General features: G+C 74.5%; 13 protein-coding genes and 1 riboswitch. Of the genes, 4 read left to right on the top strand and 9 right to left on the bottom strand.

Annotation, left to right across the window (positions count from 1 at the left end; translation table 11 throughout):
• Positions 1-379: 379 nt before the first annotated feature.
• Positions 380-1,348: an SCO1860 family LAETG-anchored protein gene (locus tag ABR738_RS10200; RefSeq protein ID WP_502964062.1), complete on the top strand. Its 969-nt coding sequence runs from the start codon at positions 380-382 to the stop codon at positions 1,346-1,348.
• A gap of 440 nt (positions 1,349-1,788) precedes the next feature.
• Here ABR738_RS10200 and cobC read toward each other — a convergent pair whose 3' ends face one another.
• Positions 1,789-3,342, bottom strand: coding sequence for an Rv2231c family histidinol phosphate aminotransferase CobC (gene cobC / locus ABR738_RS10195; protein WP_350234509.1), 1,554 nt, complete (start codon positions 3,340-3,342; stop codon positions 1,789-1,791).
• Between the two features lie 88 nt (positions 3,343-3,430).
• On the opposite strand from cobC, the gene ABR738_RS10190 reads away from it, so the two are divergent.
• The gene (locus ABR738_RS10190; RefSeq protein ID WP_350229649.1) at positions 3,431-4,153 is read left to right on the top strand and encodes a ZIP family metal transporter; all 723 of its coding nucleotides are present in this window, start codon (positions 3,431-3,433) and stop codon (positions 4,151-4,153) included.
• 5 nt (positions 4,154-4,158) lie between these two features.
• Here the strand turns inward: ABR738_RS10190 and ABR738_RS10185 are convergent, their stop codons facing one another.
• The 8 genes from ABR738_RS10185 to ABR738_RS10150 all read right to left on the bottom strand — a co-directional run bounded on the left by ABR738_RS10185 (position 4,159) and on the right by ABR738_RS10150 (position 13,545).
• A complete protein-coding gene (locus tag ABR738_RS10185) occupies positions 4,159-5,514 on the bottom strand; it encodes a cobyrinic acid a,c-diamide synthase CobB (protein ID WP_350229648.1) in 1,356 nt (451 codons plus the stop codon).
• Positions 5,508-6,116, bottom strand: coding sequence for a cob(I)yrinic acid a,c-diamide adenosyltransferase (gene cobO / locus ABR738_RS10180; RefSeq protein ID WP_350229647.1), 609 nt, complete (start codon positions 6,114-6,116; stop codon positions 5,508-5,510). The genes ABR738_RS10185 and cobO overlap by 7 nt, the downstream gene beginning before the upstream one ends.
• Positions 6,116-8,167, bottom strand: coding sequence for a putative cobaltochelatase (locus ABR738_RS10175; protein ID WP_350229646.1), 2,052 nt, complete (start codon positions 8,165-8,167; stop codon positions 6,116-6,118). Before ABR738_RS10175 ends, cobO begins: the two co-directional genes overlap by 1 nt.
• A gap of 52 nt (positions 8,168-8,219) precedes the next feature.
• Complete coding sequence (locus ABR738_RS10170) at positions 8,220-9,761, bottom strand: cobyric acid synthase (protein WP_350229645.1); 1,542 nt, start codon at positions 9,759-9,761, stop codon at positions 8,220-8,222.
• Positions 9,743-10,699, bottom strand: coding sequence for a cobalamin biosynthesis protein (locus ABR738_RS10165; protein WP_350229644.1), 957 nt, complete (start codon positions 10,697-10,699; stop codon positions 9,743-9,745). The genes ABR738_RS10170 and ABR738_RS10165 overlap by 19 nt, the downstream gene beginning before the upstream one ends.
• A gap of 115 nt (positions 10,700-10,814) precedes the next feature.
• Positions 10,815-10,886: riboswitch (cobalamin riboswitch) on the bottom strand.
• A gap of 185 nt (positions 10,887-11,071) precedes the next feature.
• Positions 11,072-11,293: a hypothetical protein gene (locus ABR738_RS10160; RefSeq protein ID WP_350229643.1), complete on the bottom strand. Its 222-nt coding sequence runs from the start codon at positions 11,291-11,293 to the stop codon at positions 11,072-11,074.
• 33 nt (positions 11,294-11,326) lie between these two features.
• Positions 11,327-12,607, bottom strand: a complete 1,281-nt coding sequence (locus ABR738_RS10155; RefSeq protein WP_350229642.1) for an inorganic phosphate transporter — start codon at positions 12,605-12,607, stop codon at positions 11,327-11,329.
• A gap of 131 nt (positions 12,608-12,738) precedes the next feature.
• On the bottom strand, positions 12,739-13,545 hold the full coding sequence (locus tag ABR738_RS10150; protein ID WP_350229641.1) for a lysozyme: 807 nt from the start codon (positions 13,543-13,545) through the stop codon (positions 12,739-12,741).
• A 105-nt stretch (positions 13,546-13,650) separates the two neighbouring features.
• Between ABR738_RS10150 and ABR738_RS10145 the strand changes: the two genes are divergently transcribed.
• Together ABR738_RS10145 and ABR738_RS10140 are read left to right on the top strand one after the other, a co-directional pair.
• Complete coding sequence (locus ABR738_RS10145) at positions 13,651-14,304, top strand: class II aldolase/adducin family protein (RefSeq protein ID WP_350229640.1); 654 nt, start codon at positions 13,651-13,653, stop codon at positions 14,302-14,304.
• Between the two features lie 105 nt (positions 14,305-14,409).
• Positions 14,410-15,543: an alpha/beta hydrolase gene (locus ABR738_RS10140; protein ID WP_350229639.1), complete on the top strand. Its 1,134-nt coding sequence runs from the start codon at positions 14,410-14,412 to the stop codon at positions 15,541-15,543.
• Positions 15,544-15,768: the final 225 nt, after the last annotated feature.

Genomic DNA, 15,768 nt, shown 5'->3' with positions numbered 1-15,768 from the left:
TCGGTCCGGTCCGGCTCGGCTCGGTCTGGGTCGGTCCGTCATCCGGTTGACCGGACGTTACGCGGGGCGGGGGCGCGTCGTTGAAGGTCTTCATGGGCCCGCCGGGGTGAACGCCGGGGCGGCAGGGGGCGTACGGGGCTGCGGGCGGGGGCGGGGGTGACGCGTGGGGGCCCTGGTGCCGGAGAAATCGAATATGAGGGCGGAAACCACCCTTTGGGGTGAACTGGCGCCGTGTGAGCGCCAGTTCACTCTCCGTGCGTAAAGATTCCGGTGTCCCAAGTCGCCGGCGCGCCCCTCGATTCGCGGCAGTCCCACGAATCCCACGAGTCCCCGTGGCGGGTGTCCGGCCAGCCATGTCTCCTGTGGGGGTTCCACCACTTTGAACAGCGACAACTTCCGCCTGCCCGTGGACGGTTCGGCCGCCGGGCCCGCCGTGCGCCGATCCCTCGCGATCGCGTCCTGCGTGGCACTGGCCGCCGGTCCGCTGCTGCTCGCCGCGCCGGCGCACGCCACCGGCGTCCAGGGCGACGGCGGCGGCCGGGCGAGCGCCGTAGTACTGCGTACGGGGCTCGACGTCTCCCTGCTCGACAAGTCCCTCGACGTGCCGTTGAAGGCCACGCTCAACGAGGTGCGGGCGCCGGCCAGCGCCGAGAGGACCGCGCTGAGCGTGAAGCTGGACGGAGTCGACGGCGGGCACCCCGTCGACGTCCTGAAGGCCGACGTCGCCACGTCCAGGGCGAGCGTGGACGCGACCAAGGCGGAGGGTTCGGCCCGGCTGGTCAACGCCCGGCTCCATCTGCCGGGGTTGCCGCTGCTCTCGCTCGTGGAGGTGGGCGAGGTGACGTCCAGCGCGGTCTGTGAGGCGGGGCGCGCGCCGGTCGCCAAGTCGAACGTGCTGGGCGCGGTGACCGTGCTGGGCCAGAAGGTCACGCTGACGGCGGGCGGTACGACGCGGGTGCGGGTGCCGGGGGTCGGCGAGATCGGTCTCGACCTGTCCCGGGCCACGACCACCTCGCGCACGGCGGCGGCCGTCGCCCTTCAGCTCAAGGTCTCGGTCAATCCGCTCCATCTGAACGTCGCCGACGTCGAGGGCGAGGTCACGCTGGCGGAGGCTACCTGCCAGACGCCTTCGGGGGCGCCGGCGCCCGCCAAGCCCCGGCCCGGCGGTGTCGCGGCCGATCCGGACGGGGTGCCGGTGGTGGGGGCGGCGGTGAAGACGCAGAACGTCGGCGATGCCCAGTTGGCGCAGACCGGGGGGAGTTCGGCTGCGCCGTATGTGGTCGGGGGTGTGGCCACGTTGCTCGTGGGGGGCGTGCTTGTCGCTGCGCGGCGGCGGGTGCGGGGCTGACGGGGCGGGCCCGTCGCCCAGCCCCGGCCCGGGTCGCGGGGGCGGGCCTTTCCGGCCCCGCCGCCCCCGGGGCCCGGAGGGTGTCATTCGAGTGCGGGTCGTGGTCGTTTCTCGCGCAGTTCCCCGCGCCCCTGGGCATCCGGTGGTGGGCCGGGCGGGTCCTTTTGGGCCTTTTGCTCTGGGGCTTCGAGGGTGTTGGTCGGGTGTGGGTTGTGGTCGGTGCTCGCGCAGTTCCTCGTGCCCCTGGGCATCCGGTGGTGGGCCGGGCGGGTCCTTTTGGGCCTTTCGCTCTGGGGCTTCGAGGGTGTTGGTCGGGTGTGGGTTGTGGTCGTTTCTCGCGCAGTTCCTCGTGCCCCTGGGCATCCGGTGGTGGGCCGGGCGGGTCTCGGGGCGACGGGGCTCGGGGTGGGTCCCTTGGCATCCGCGTCGGACCCAGGGGGTCATGGGTGGGTCAGGGTCAGGGCCTGGTCCAGGGTTTGGAGGAAGTGGTTCGTCGTGGTGCGGTCGCGGACCGCGAGGCGCAGCCACTGCGGACCCAGGCCCGGGAACGTGTCGCCGCGCCGCGCCGCGAAGCCCAGCCCCCGCAGCCGCTTCCTGACCTCGGCCGCGCCCTCGATCCGTACGAGCACGAACGGGCCGTCGGCCGGCTCGACCACCCGGACCTCGTCGAACTCCGCGAGCCCGGCCAGGAGATGGGCCCGGTCCTCGGCGACGCGTACGGCGGCCGCCTCCGCCTCCGCAAGCGCGCGCGGCTCCACGCAGGCGGCGGCCGCCACCAGCGCCGGGGTCGACACCGGCCACAGTGGCTGGGCGCGCTGGAGCGCCGCGATCGTCTCCGGCTCGCCCAGCGCGTAGCCGATCCGCAGCCCGGCGAGGCCCCACGTCTTGGTCAGGCTGCGCAGCACGAGGAGTCCGGGCAGGTCGGTGCGGCCGGCCAGCGCCTCGCGCTCGCCCGGCACGGCGTCCATGAACGCCTCGTCGACCACCAACGTCCGTCCGGGGCGCGCGAGTTGGGCCAGTGTCGCGGCCGGGTGAAGGACGGACGTGGGGTTGGTCGGGTTGCCGATCACCACCAGGTCCGCCTCGTCGGGCACCGCGCCCGGGTCGAGCCGGAAGCCGTCCTCGGCCCGGAGCAGGACCCGCCGCAGCTCGTGGCCCGCGTCACGCAGCGCCGCCTCCGGCTCGGTGAACTGCGGGTGCAACACCACCGCGTGACGGAACGTCAGAGCCCGGGCGATGAGCACGAACGCCTCCGCCGCGCCCGCCGTCAGGAGCACCCGTTCCGCAGCGACGCCGTGCCGCGCCGCCACCGCCGCGCGCGCGGCCCGCCCGTCGGGGTAGGCGGCGAGCCCGGTCAGCGACTGGGCGATCCGCTCGCGCAGCCACGCCGGGGGAGTGCCGGTGCGTACGTTCACCGCGAGATCGATCAGCGTGCCGCCGTCGTCGCGTACCTCGGCGTCGCCGTGGTGGCGCAGATCGAGGGGGACCTCGGTGGTGGGGATGGGCATGGCTTCCTCGCTCCTGGTGGGGGGTGCGTCGCGCCCGTCGGCGGACGGCCGGAGGTGGGGTCGACGTACGATCGCACACGTCGCCCCGCCGGGGCCCCCCGCGTCGCTCGACTTCTGCTTGGGCACGAGCAGTTGGCCGCCGCCGGCGAGCGCGGCCGCCTCGGCCACGGACGGTGTGCCGACCGCCGCGAGCGCCGCCGCCGAGCCGTGCGGCACCGCCACCCTCGCCAGCTCGGCGGCGCTGTAGGTGAGGACGGGCACCCCGAGCCGCGCCGCGGCCGCGACGATCCCGGGCTCGCGCGCCTTGGTGTCCAGGGTGGCGAGGGACGCGACGGCACGGGGATCGAGCCCCGCCCGTGTCAGGGCGGCCCCGATCAGCGCGAGCACTTCGCCGGCTGGCACGCCCGTGGAGGCGCCGACACCCACGACGAGCGGCCCCCTGCCACCGCGTGCGCCCGGGCCGGGGGAGGTGTCCGACGCCGTCATGCCGGGCACCCGCTCAGAGCGCCGGCGCGGGGCGGCGCGGGAGGGAGTGGACATGCGGAGTACGGGCACCCTCGGCTAGCAAGGGCCCATGGCGGTAATCGTCGCGCTCGGCGCGTTCCTGATGACCCTGGTGGGCGGCTGGACCGCCCAGCGGGTCACCGACCGGCGCCATCTGGTGCTCGGCCTCGCGGGCGGCCTCATGCTCGGCGTGGTCGGTCTCGACCTGCTGCCGGAAGCTCTCGACGCGGCGGGCGAGGACCTTTTCGGGGTGCCGCGCGCGCTGCTCCTGTTCGTGGCCGGCTTCCTCTTCGCGCACGTCGTGGAGCGGGTGCTCGCGGTGCGCCAGGCCGCGCACGGGGCGGGCGAGCACCGGGCGCCGCAGGTGGGCGTCACGGTGGCCTCCGCGATGGTCGGCCACAGCCTGATGGACGGCGTCGCGATCGGCGCCGCCTTCCAGGTGGGCGCGGGGATGGGCGTGGCGGTGGCCCTCGCGGTCATCACCCACGACTTCGCCGACGGCTTCAACACGTACACGATCACCAGCCTGTACGGGAACGAGAAGCGCAAGGCGCTCGTGATGCTGTTCGCCGACGCGCTGGCCCCGATGGTGGGGGCCGCCTCGACCCTCCTGTTCACCCTTCCGGAGCAGCTGCTCGGCGGGTATCTGGGCTTCTTCGGCGGCGTCCTGCTCTACCTGGCCGCCGCCGAGATCCTTCCCGAGGCCCACCACGAGCACCCCGCCCTGTCGACGCTGCTGTGCACCGTCGCGGGCGTGGGGTTCATCTGGCTGGTGGTGGGCGCCGCAGGATGAGTACGTCATCGCGCGCAGGCCCCCGCGAACCGGTGGGCCACCTCCGGGCGGGCCGCCCAGTGCGTGTGCAGATAGCTGGCGTGCACACCTCGGCGCACGAAGCCCTCGACGCGGCGCTCGGGATGCACCACGCCCCACGCGGGGTCCGTGCCCGCCCCCGGCTCGATGACGGTGCGGTGGAACTCGTGGCCGCGCAGCCGCGTCCCGGCGACGGCCAGGCTGTTGTCGGCCACCGCGACCGCCTCCCGGTAGCCGAGGGTGAGGCGGCCCGACATCCGCGCGTCGGCGTCGAGCACCCCGCACATGGGCAGCCCGTCCAGGGAGCGGGCCAGGTAGAGCAGGCCCGCGCACTCGGCGGCCACCGGCGCCCCCGAGCGGGCGAGCTCGGTCACGGCCTCGCGGAGTCGTTCGTTGGCGGACAGCTCGGCCGCGTACACCTCGGGAAAGCCACCGCCTATCACCAGCCCGCTTGTCCCGTCGGGGAGTTGTTCGTCCTTGAGCGGGTCGAAGGTGACGACGTCCGCGCCGGCGGCGGCGAGCAGTTCGGTGTGCTCGGCGTAGGAGAACGTGAAGGCGGAGCCGCCGGCGACGGCGATGACGGGCCGCCGCGTCCCGGTCCCGGTTCCGGGGCCGGAGTCATGGGCCGGCTCCCATGGTTGCGCTTCCAGCGGCGGAGCCGACCGGGCCAGCGCGAGCAGGGCCTCCAGGTCGCAGCCCGCCCGCACCTGTTCCCCCATCGCCGCCACCGCGTCCACCGCGTCCCCACGCCGCTCCGCGACCGGGACCAGGCCCAGGTGGCGGGAGGGGGTGTCGACCTGGGGGGCGCGGCGCAGGGCGCCGAGGACCGGCACGCCCACGTCCTCCATCGCCTCGCGCAGCAGCGCCTCGTGCCGGTCGGAGCCCACCTTGTTGAGGATCACGCCACCGATGCGCACCTGGGGGTCCCAGGACGCGAAGCCGTGCACGAGCGCGGCCACCGAACGCGACTGCGAGGAGGCGTCCACCACGAGCACCACCGGGGCGCGCAGGAGCTTGGCGACCTGGGCGGTGGAGGCGAGCTCGCCCAGCCCGCTCGCCCCGTCGTACAGGCCCATCACGCCCTCGATGACGGCCAGGTCGCAGCCGCGCGAACCGTGCGCGAACAGCGGGGCCATCAGCTCGGGCCCGCACATGTACGCGTCCAGGTTGCGGCCGGGGCGTCCGGTCGCGAGCGCGTGGTAGCCGGGGTCGATGTAGTCGGGCCCCACCTTGTGCGGGGACACGGCGAGCCCGGAGCGCGCGAACGCGGCCATCAGGCCCGTCGCCACGGTGGTCTTGCCGCTGCCCGACGCGGGGGCCGCGATGACGAGACGTGCTACCACTCGATGCCCCGCTGGCCCTTCTGACCGGCGTCCATCGGGTGCTTGACCTTGGACATGTCGGTGACCAGATCCGCGAACTCCACCAGCTGCTCGGGGGCGTTGCGGCCGGTGATGACCACGTGCTGGGTGCCGGGGCGCTCACGCAGGACCGAGACGACCTCCTCGACGTCGACCCAGCCCCAGTGCAGCAGATAGGCGAACTCGTCGAGCACGTAGAACTTGTACGTCTCTGCGGCCAGGTCCCGCTTGACCTGCTCCCAGCCCTCGCGGGCCTTCTCCTCGTGGGTGGGCTCGCCCTCGGCGGTCTCGCGCTGGATCCACGACCAGCCCTCGCCCATCTTGTGCCAGTCCACCACGCCGCCCTCGCCGGAGGCGCCGAGCACCTTGAGCGCGTTCTCCTCGCCGACCTTCCACTTCGCCGACTTCACGAACTGGAAAACCCCGACGGGCCAGCCCTGGTTCCAGGCGCGCAGCGCCATCCCGAACGCCGCCGTCGACTTCCCCTTGCCGACGCCCGTGTGCACCATGACCAGATGCCTGTTGCGGCGCTGACGGGTCGTCAGACCATCCTCGGGTACGACACTGACCTGTCCCTGCGGCATTACGCGGCCCTCCTCGAAGTTCCCTGGACATCCTTGACGAGCCCGGCGATGGAGTCCGCCCGCAGCTCGTCCAACGTGACGGCGCCGCCACCGAGTTCACGGGCGAGCTCACCCGCGAGCCCGAGCCGCACCATCCCCGACTCGCAGTCCACCACCACCGACGCGGTGCCCTCGGCGGCGTGCAGGCGCGCGGCCCGTCCCGCCAGCGCCACCGGCTCGGGGCCGCCCGTCGCGCGGCCGTCGGTGACGACGACCAGCAGCGGGCGGCGCGAGGGATCGCGAAGGCGCTCCACCCGCAGCACGTCATGGGCGCGCAGCAGTCCCGCCGCGAGCGGGGTGCGCCCGCCCGTGGGCAGCGTTTCGAGCCGGGCGGCCGCCGCGTCCACCGACGAGGTGGGCGGCAGCGCGAGCTCGGCGTCCTTGCCGCGGAAGGTGATCAGGCCGACCTTGTCGCGGCGCTGGTAGGCGTCGAGGAGCAGCGAGAGCACCGCGCCCTTGACCGCGCTCATCCGCTGCCGCGCCGCCATCGAACCGGACGCGTCCACCACGAAGAGCACGAGGTTGCCCTCGCGGCCCTCGCGGGTGGCCTGGCGCAGATCGTCGCGGCGCACCACGAGACCCCGCCCTGAGCGGCCCCTGGCCCGCTGGTGCGGGGCGGCCGCCTGCACCGTCGCCGTCAAGTGCAGCTTGGTCAGCGCCCCTTGGGGCCGGCGCGAACCGGTGGTGCGGCCGTGGTCGGTGCGGGCCCGCGAGCGCCGGCCCGCCGCGCCCTCGCCGAGCCCCGGCACGCTCAGCATCTTCGTACGGAACGGCTCGGCGGCCTTCACCGCGGCGCGCTCGCCGGGTCCTTGGGCAGGGGCGGGAGCGGCGGGCGGCCGCGCGTCGTCGGGGGAGTCCGGCGATCCGTCCCGCTCGGGGGAGTCGGCGGGGCTCTCGGGGGAGTCGCCCTGCGGCGGCACCCCGCCGCCCCCGCCCCCGCCGCCGGGGCCCTCGGGGCCCGGGTCGGGATCGGGATCGTCGTCGCTCTCGGCGCCCTGGTCGCCCTGGAACCGCTCCAGGGTCTCGTCGAGCTTGTCCTCGTCCAGGCCCGGCGCGTCGAAGGGGTTGCGCCTGCGCCGGTGCGGCAGCGCGAGCAGCGCCGCCTGCCGGACGTCCTCGCTCGTCACCTCGGTGCGCCCGGCCCACGCGGCGAGCGCGGTCGCGGTGCGCGCCATCACGATGTCGGCGCGCATGCCGTCCACCTCGAACGCGGCGCAGGTCGCCGCGATCTGGAGAAGGACCGCGTCGCCGAGCACGACCGAGGGCAGCAACTCCCGCGCCGCCACGATCCGCCCGCGCAGCGCGTCCTCCTCGTCGGCCCAGCGCGTGGCGAACGCGGCCGGGTCGTCGTCGTACGCCAGGCGCCGGCGCACCACCTCCACGCGCTGCTCGGGCTCGCGCGACGCGGCGACCTCGACGGTCAGGCCGAACCGGTCGAGCAACTGCGGCCGCAGCTCGCCCTCTTCGGGGTTCATCGTGCCCACCAGCAGGAACCGCGCGGCGTGCCGCACCGAGACGCCCTCGCGCTCGACGTAGGAGGAGCCCATGGCGGCGGCGTCGAGCAGCAGGTCGATGAGGTGGTCGTGGAGCAGGTTGACCTCGTCGACGTACAGGATGCCGCGGTGGGCGTCCGCGAGCAGGCCCGGCTCGAAGGCCTTCACGCCCTCGCCGAGCGCCCGCTCGATGTCGAGCGCGCCCACCAGACGGTCCTCGGAGGCGCCGACGGGCAGCTCGACCATGCGGGCCGCGCGGGCGGCGCCGGGACCGTTCTCGTGCGGCCCGTCGGGGCAGTCCGGGTCGGGCGCGGCGGGGTCGCAGCTGAAGCGGCAGCCCGGCACGACCGCGACCTCGGGCAGCAGATCCGCGAGCGCGCGCACGGCGGTGCTCTTCGCGGTGCCCTTCTCGCCCCGCACGAGGACACCGCCCACCGCGGGGCTGACGGCGTTCAGGAGCAGCGCGAGGCGCAGGTCGTCCATGCCGACGACGGCGGTGAACGGATACCGGGTGCTCATGGGCCGATCTCTCCTTGGAGTAGTGCTGTACGCGGTGGGCGCAGGGGGGTGGTCATGGCGCTCCGGGCGGGATGAAGGGAAGGCCCTTGGGCGGACCCTGCTCGATCAGCCGCAACAGGGCCTCGGTGTCGGCGTGTTCCTCGATCAGGTCGCCGAGCCGGTCGAGCTGTTCCTCGCGCAGCGTCCCGAAGGAGGTGTCGGGCGCGGGCACGAAGCGGCGGCCCGCGTCCCGCGCGACCTGTTCGAGGAAGCGGCGCCGGAAGCCGTCGCTCTCCAGGGAGCCGTGCCAGTGCGTGCCCCAGACGGGACCGACCCGGCACCCGTCCAAGAAGGCTTCGCCGCCCAGGACTTGGGCGACGCCGTGGTGGATCTCGTACCCCTCGACGCGCTCGCCCAGCGCCGTGCCGACAGGGCGCGCCAGGGTCTTCTCGGCGGCGAACCGCACCCGCACGGGCAGCAGGCCGAGTCCGGGCACCGAGCCGGCCTTCGACTCGACGTCGTCCTCGATGTGCTCACCGAGCAGCTGGAACCCGCCGCAGATCCCGAGCACCGGGCGGCCCTCGGCGGCCCTGCGGGCGAGTTCCGCCGCGAGCCCGCGCTCGCGCAGCCAGGCCAGGGCGCGCACGGTGCCGCGCGTGCCCGGCACCACCACGAGGTCGGCGTCGGCCAGTTCCTCGGGCCGGTCCACGAACCGCACGACCACGCCGGGCTCGGCGGCAAGGGCGTCCACGTCGGTGAAGTTGCTCATCAGCGGCACCGCGCACACCGCGATCCGCAGCACGTCCTCGCCGACGGGCGGCGCCACCACGGACTCCCGCACGGCGCCGCGCATCGACACCCTGAGCCCGTCCTCCTCGTCGATGCCGAGGCCGTGGGCGTAGGGCAGGATCCCGTAGGTGTGGCGTCCGGTGAGCCCGCGCAGCATCTCGATGCCGGGCTCAAGGAGCGTCACATCGCCCCGGAACTTGTTGACGACGTAGCCGGCGACCAGCGCCTGGTCCTCGGGGCTCAGGAGCGCCGTCGTGCCGAAGAACGAGGCGAAGACGCCACCCCGGTCGATGTCGCCGACCACCACGACCGGCAGCCGGGCGGCCCGCGCGATGCCCATGTTGACGATGTCGGTGCGCCGCAGATTGATCTCGGCCGGGCTGCCCGCGCCTTCGCAGATCACGGCGTCATACGTGCCCCGCAGCTCGGCCAGGCAGTCAAGGACGGTGCCGAGCAGCGCCTCGCGGCCGCCCTGGTGCGGCGCGGTGGCGGACGCGGGGCCCGAAGAGCCGAAGAACCCGCGGGCGCTCAGTTCGCCGACCGGCCTGCCCATCAGGACGACCTGGCTCGAGCGGTCGCTGCCGGGCTTGAGCAGCACCGGGTTCATCAGCGCGCTCGGCTCCACCCGGGCGGCCTGTGCCTGCATCGCCTGCGCCCGGCCGATCTCCGCGCCCTCACGCGTGACGAACGAGTTCAGCGACATGTTCTGGCCCTTGAACGGCGCGACCTTGACGCCCCGGCGCACCAGCCACCGGCAGATCCCGGCCGTCACGACGCTCTTGCCGGCGTCCGATGTCGTGCCCGCGATCAGCAGCCCGCCACCCATGTACGTCCCTTCCTCACAGCGGCCCTCGTCGCCACGGCGGTGGCCAGCGTCAGCCAGCCGACCCGGCGCGAGAGCCGTACGGCCCGTTCGATGTCCGCGACGGCGACGGCCCGGCCCGGCGCGTTCAGGACCGGCCGGTGCTCCACCCGCCCCGCGTAGGAGAGCGTGCCGCCGAGCCGCACGCCGAGCGCGCCGGCGAACGCGGCCTCGACGGGGCCGGCGTTGGGGCTGGGGTGGCGGCCCGCGTCGGCGCGCCAGGCCCGTACCGCGCCCCGGGGGTCGGGGCCCGCGAGCGCCGCGAGGACGGCGGTGAGCCGGGCGCCCGGCCAGCCCGCCACGTCGTCGAGGCGTGCCGAAGCCCAGCCATATTTGCGGTACTTGTCCGACTTGTGCCCGACCATCGCGTCCAGCGTGTTGACCGCCCGGAAACCCACGAGACCGGGCACACCCGCGAGCGCGCCCCACACCAGCGCCCCGACGACGGCGTCGGAGGTGTTCTCGGCGACCGACTCGACCACCGCCCGCGCGACGCCGTCGGCGTCCAGGGACCGCGGGTCGCGGCCGCACAGATGCGGCAGCCGCTCCCTGGCCGCCGCCACGTCGCCGGCGGCGAGCGCGCCCCCGATGGCCCGCGCCTCGCGGCCGAGCGAGGTGCCACCGACCACGGTCCAGGTGGCGGCGGCGGTCAGGGCCAGGCTCGCCCGGGGGCGGCCGCGCAGGGCGCGGGAGACAAGGGCCGCGCCGGCGGTGGCACCGCCCGCGCAGACCAGGGTGTGCAGCGCGCCCCGGCCCCGGTGGTCGCGCCACAGCGCGCGCTCCACGGCGGCCGAGGCCCGGCCGAACGCGGCGACCGGATGGCCCCGGCGCGGGTCGCCGAGCAGGAGGTCGGCGACGAGACCGGCGGTGACGCCGTAGGCGAAGGTGCGATCGGCCCGCATGCTCAGCGCGCCGGGGCGTCGCGGAAGGGGCCGGAAAGTCTCGGTGGGCAGGCGCGCATGGCGGTGTGTCCTCACTCAGGGTGTCCGCGCCCTGGTTCGACGTGACCGGCGGTGAGAGTTCCTGGCTCGCGGGGATCGCTCCCCGGTGACAGTGGCGGGACCGCGCCGGATTCGCACCGGCTTCCTCTCCTGCCGCCGTAGCTGGCCGGTGCAGTCCACCACGCCCCGAGAACAGCCGTCAACTTGCCGTTGACCTGCGGCGCGAGAGCGTGTCCCGGCGCACGCGCGAGCGCCCTCCGGCCGGGGGCCGAAGGGCGGTTGGCGGGGTGCGCGCGGTGCCGGGAGCAGCCCCGTGGGGCCCCGGGCGCCGGGTCAGGCGACGATCAGATGGATCCCGTACGCCACGGCCGCCGCGCAGAGCGCGAAGCAGGCGTACGCGGTGGTGCGGGCCACCAGCACGTTGCCGGATCCCGAGGTCGCGGCCTCCCGCTTGGCGAGGCCGACGACGCCGAGGGTGAACAGGCCCACCAGGCCGACGGTCACCGCGAGGCTGACGCCGAAGACGGAGCCGAGGGCCGCCCAGTCGATGTGCATGAGGATTCCTTACCTGTACCTGGTCGGTGCCGGTCAGACCGCGGCCGGGGTGGGCGGGTCGGCGGGGGCCACCGGGGCCGGGGCCTGGATCGTGGCCCTGAGGTCGCTGACCGCGAGGTCGGCGGCGGAGAGCAGGACGCCGGTGGGCGGCGGGGAGACGGCGGCGATCGCGGTGGTGATGACACCGGCGGGCTCGGGCTCGGCCGGAGCGGTCTTGTCGGCGGTGACGTCGTCGTGGCCGACCGGCCGGCGGCGCGAGAGCTTCCAGATGATGCCCGAGCCGGCGATCAGGAGGACGGCGACGGCGGCGATGCCCCAGGTGCCCTGCTGGGTCAGGAATTCCGCGCCCGCCCCGACGACGGCGGCGGCCGGCAGCGTCAGGATCCAGGCAACGGCCATCCGGGTCGCGGTGGACCAGCGGACCACACCGCCCTTGCGGCCGAGGCCCGCGCCCATGACCGAGCCGGAGCAGACCTGGGTGGTGGAGAGCGAGAAGCCGATGTGCGAGGAGGCCAGGATGACGGTGGCGGCGCCGGTCTGGGCGGCGAAGCCCTGCGGCGGGCGCAGCTCGGTCAGGCCCTTGCCCAGGGTGCGGATGATGCGCCAGCCGCCGAGGTAGGTGCCCAGCGCGATGGCCAGGCCCGCCGAGACGATGACCCACAGCGGGGGGTTGGCGCCCGGGTGCAGCACGCCGCCGGTGACCAGGGCGAGGGTGATGATGCCCATCGTCTTCTGGGCGTCGTTGGTGCCGTGGGCGAGCGAGACGAGACCGGCCGAGGCGATCTGGCCCACGCGGTAACCCTTGGCGGTGGCCTTCTCGTCGGTGTTCCGGTTGAGCCGGTAGGTGAGCCTGGTGGCCAGCATCGCGGCGATGCCGGCGACGACCGGGGCGGCGACGGCGGGCAGCAGCACCTTGGTGACGACGGTGGAGCCGTGGACCGAGGACCAGCCGGCCGACATGACCGCGGCGCCGATGAGGCCGCCGAACAGGGCGTGCGACGAGCTGGAGGGCAGCCCGAGCAGCCAGGTCAGCAGGTTCCACAGGATGGCGCCGACCAGGGCCGCGAAGATGACCTCGGTGCGGATTCCCTTTTCGTCGATGATCCCGCCGGAGATCGTCTTGGCGACCTCCACCGACAGGAACGCGCCGACGAGGTTGAGCGCGGCGGACATGGCGACCGCCGTCTTGGGCTTCAGGGCGCCGGTCGAGATGGTGGTGGCCATCGCGTTGGCGGTGTCGTGGAAACCGTTCGTGAAATCGAACACTAGAGCTGTCACGATCACAATCGCGAGCAGCAGCGTGATGTGTTCCATTTACCCAGGCAATCGTTCGACGTCAGTGGCGGGACGAACGTAAGTAACCTGAATGAACGGAAGGTGAACTGGGACGGGCGCAGTGGTGTCCATGGCCGGTTCCGGTGCCCGCCCGGCCCGCCGGGGCCGGTTCAGCGCCCGGCCGCGAACCGTTTCAGCTGCTCGGGAGTCCCGTTGAAGAGATCCTGGTCACCCGGCAGGATTCCGCTCCCGTTCGCGTGCTGCCAGAACGTCCAGTACGACCAGCCCGCCGGCAGCGCGCCCGGGGTGGCGGCGTACCGGGCGAGCCACAGGGGGTGGTCCCCGGCGAAGGCCCGGCTGTGGCCGGTGCAGGCGTTCCACCACGCGGTGCTCGTGTAGATCACGGGCCGGCGGCCGGTGCGCAGCCGCACCTCGTCGCTGAACGCGGCGATCCAGGTGCTCATGGCGGCCGGGGTCAGTCCGTAACAGGCGTCGCCGCCTGCGCCCTTGGCGTCCTTGCCGGCTCTCGCGTCCTTGGCGTCCTTGCCGTACGGATTGTGCTCCAGGTCGACGGCCGGCGGCAGGGTCCGGCCGTCGTCCCGCCAGCCGCCGCCGTTGGTCACGAAGAAGGCGGCCTGCGCGCGGCCGGAGGACTGGTCGGGCACCGCGAAGTGGTAGGCCCCCCGGAGCAGCCCCGCCCGCAGCGCGCCGCCGTACTGCTGCCCGAAGGAGGGATTGCGGTACGACGTCGACTCGGTCGCCTTCACGTACACGAAAGAAGCACCCCGGCTCCGCGCGGACGCCCAGTCGACGTCCCCCTGGTGCGAGGAGACGTCGTGGCCGGCCGGTCTGCCGGCGGCCCGCGCGCCGGGCAGCGCCGTGAGCGCCGTACAGCCGAGCACCAGGGCCGCGAGCCACCCGCGCGGGGCGCCCAGCGCACGGGCCCTGCGGGCCAGCGGACCACGCTCGCGCGCCATGAATCCCCCCGAATCGCGAGGTAGGGAACAAAACACCGCGAGGCTAGTGGAAGATCACCCACCGGCCCGTACCCCGGCCGCCCGCGCCCTGGCAGGATCAGCCGCATGAGCGACGACGAGGCGGCCATCGCCGGGGCCTGGGCCGAACTGATCGACACCGCGCGCAGGACCGCGGCCGAAGGCCTGGTCGTCGGCACCTCGGGCAATGTGTCGGTACGCGTCGGCGAACGGGTCCTCATCACCCCGACCGGCGTCCCCTACGACCGCCTCGGGCCCGCCGACACCGTCGCCGTGGACCTCGACGGCCGTCAGGTCAGGGGCACGCTCAAGCCCACCAGCGAACTCCCGATGCACCTGGCCGTCTACTGCGACACCGACGCCCGTGCCGTCGTCCACACCCACGCCGTGCACGCCACCGCCGTCTCCACGCTGGTGCCCGAACTGCCGCTGATCCACTACATGGCGGCGGCCCTCGGCGGCCCGGTCCGGGTCGCCCCGTACGCCCTGTACGGAAGTGAGGAACTGGCCGGCCACACGCTGAAGGCACTGGAGGGGCGCACCGGATGCCTCCTGCGCAACCACGGAACCCTCACGTACGGAAACAGCCTCGCGCAGGCCTACGACCGCACCGCCCAACTGGAGTGGATGTGCCGGGTCTGGCTCACCGCCGCGGCGGTGCCCGGGCACGCTCCGTCCCTGCTCAGCCCCGCCCAGCTCGACGAGGCCGGCCGGCGGCTCGGCGGCTACGGACAGCCCTGAGGCGGGCCCGGCGCGGGCGGGCCGGGTTGCGCTGAGCCGGTGACGGGCGGCTTCGGCGGGCCCCGCCCACTGGCACCGGGGCGCTCGGACCCGGAGACTGGTCGGGTGCGCCCCGCTACGAAGACGGCAGCGGCCGTCACCACAGCCATCGGCGTCGGCGCGGCAGCGGTCGTCGCCGGACGCTTCGCAAGCGACGCCGCCCTCAAGGCGCCGCCCGGCCGCCCGCTGCCCTCGGGCCGCCGCCTCACCGTGCACGCCACCGAACCCGGCCGCGTCACCCTGACCAGAGCGCTCGCCTCGCTGCGCCCGGGGATCTACGGCCTCGCGGGCGACGGTGACGAGGTCCATGCCGTCGTCGGCGACGTCATCGAGGGGGCCTCGGACACCGCCGACACGGTCGTGCGCCGCCTCGAACGGGTCACGCGCGGCGTCCTCGTGGCGGGGGACCGGGTCAGGTTCACCCCCCAGCTCCACCGGGGCACCCCGAGCGCGGCCCTCGGCATCGAGTACCGCGATGCCGAGATCGCTTCCGAACTCGGGCCGCTGCCCGCCTGGTTCGTGCCCGCCGCCCGCGCCACCTGGGTGATCGCCGTGCACGGCCTCGGCACCACCCGCGAACACCCCCTGAACGTCCTGGAGTTCCTGCACGGCCAGCAGCTTCCGGTGCTCTGCCTCGCCTACCGGGGCGACGAGGGCGCCCCCCGCTCCCCGGACGGCCTCGGTCACCTCGGCGACTCCGAATGGCGCGACCTGGACGCCGCGATCCGCTACGCCCTGCGCTCGGGGGCCCAGAACGTCATCCTGTACGGCTGGTCCACCGGTGCCACGATGGCCCTGCACGCCGCCGCCCGCTGCGCCCAGCGCGAACGCGTCAGCGGCGTCGTCCTCGACTCGCCCGTCCTCGACTGGGAGTTCACCCTGCGCGCCCTCGCCGCGGCCCGCCGCACCCCGGGCCCGCTGCTGCCGCTCGCCGTGCGGGCCGCCCAGGGCCGCACCGGCCTGGGCGGCGACCGCCTGCGCGAGGCCGTCGACCCCCGCGCCCTGCGCGTGCCCACCCTGCTCTTCCACGGCCCCGGCGACACGCTGGCCCCCTGGGGGCCCTCCCGGCAACTGGCCGAGCGGCGCCCGGACCTGGTCACCCTGCACACCGTCGCCGACGCCCCGCACGCCTCGATGTGGAACGCCGACCCGTCCGGCTACGAGGAAATCCTGCGCCGCTTCCTCACGCCCCTCATGTGACGGCCCCTCATAGCGGCCCCGGGGGCCGCAGCGGCGCGGCCGGTTCCGTTTGAGCGTTTCGGCCGGCGCGCGATCCGTGGTGTTCGCCGCGCCGGCCCCCGGGCCCCCGGCCGCCCCTGACGCCTCCGGCGTGACGGGCACGGCCCATTCCGTTTGGGCTTTCGGGCAGTGAGCGGGAAGACTGCATGCGTGACGTCCCGGAAGCCTGAAGAGAAGTTGCCGCGC

The organism is Streptomyces sp. Edi4 (genome assembly GCF_040253615.1).
Classification (GTDB): domain Bacteria; phylum Actinomycetota; class Actinomycetes; order Streptomycetales; family Streptomycetaceae; genus Streptomyces.
This window is presented reverse-complemented; position numbering and strand designations above follow the sequence as displayed.

What these genes read in the sequence shown, in the direction of transcription:
- cobC (WP_350234509.1), bottom strand. Translation starts at nt 3,342, where the DNA reads ATGACGGCGTCGGACACCTCCCCCGGCCCGGGCGCACGCGGTGGCAGG.
- ABR738_RS10190 (WP_350229649.1), top strand. Translation starts at nt 3,431, where the DNA reads ATGGCGGTAATCGTCGCGCTCGGCGCGTTCCTGATGACCCTGGTGGGC.
- cobO (WP_350229647.1), bottom strand. Translation starts at nt 6,116, where the DNA reads ATGCCGCAGGGACAGGTCAGTGTCGTACCCGAGGATGGTCTGACGACC.
- ABR738_RS10175 (WP_350229646.1), bottom strand. Translation starts at nt 8,167, where the DNA reads ATGAGCACCCGGTATCCGTTCACCGCCGTCGTCGGCATGGACGACCTG.
- ABR738_RS10170 (WP_350229645.1), bottom strand. Translation starts at nt 9,761, where the DNA reads ATGGGTGGCGGGCTGCTGATCGCGGGCACGACATCGGACGCCGGCAAG.
- ABR738_RS10165 (WP_350229644.1), bottom strand. Translation starts at nt 10,699, where the DNA reads ATGCGGGCCGATCGCACCTTCGCCTACGGCGTCACCGCCGGTCTCGTC.
- ABR738_RS10160 (WP_350229643.1), bottom strand. Translation starts at nt 11,293, where the DNA reads ATGCACATCGACTGGGCGGCCCTCGGCTCCGTCTTCGGCGTCAGCCTC.
- ABR738_RS10155 (WP_350229642.1), bottom strand. Translation starts at nt 12,607, where the DNA reads ATGGAACACATCACGCTGCTGCTCGCGATTGTGATCGTGACAGCTCTA.
- ABR738_RS10150 (WP_350229641.1), bottom strand. Translation starts at nt 13,545, where the DNA reads ATGGCGCGCGAGCGTGGTCCGCTGGCCCGCAGGGCCCGTGCGCTGGGC.
- ABR738_RS10145 (WP_350229640.1), top strand. Translation starts at nt 13,651, where the DNA reads ATGAGCGACGACGAGGCGGCCATCGCCGGGGCCTGGGCCGAACTGATC.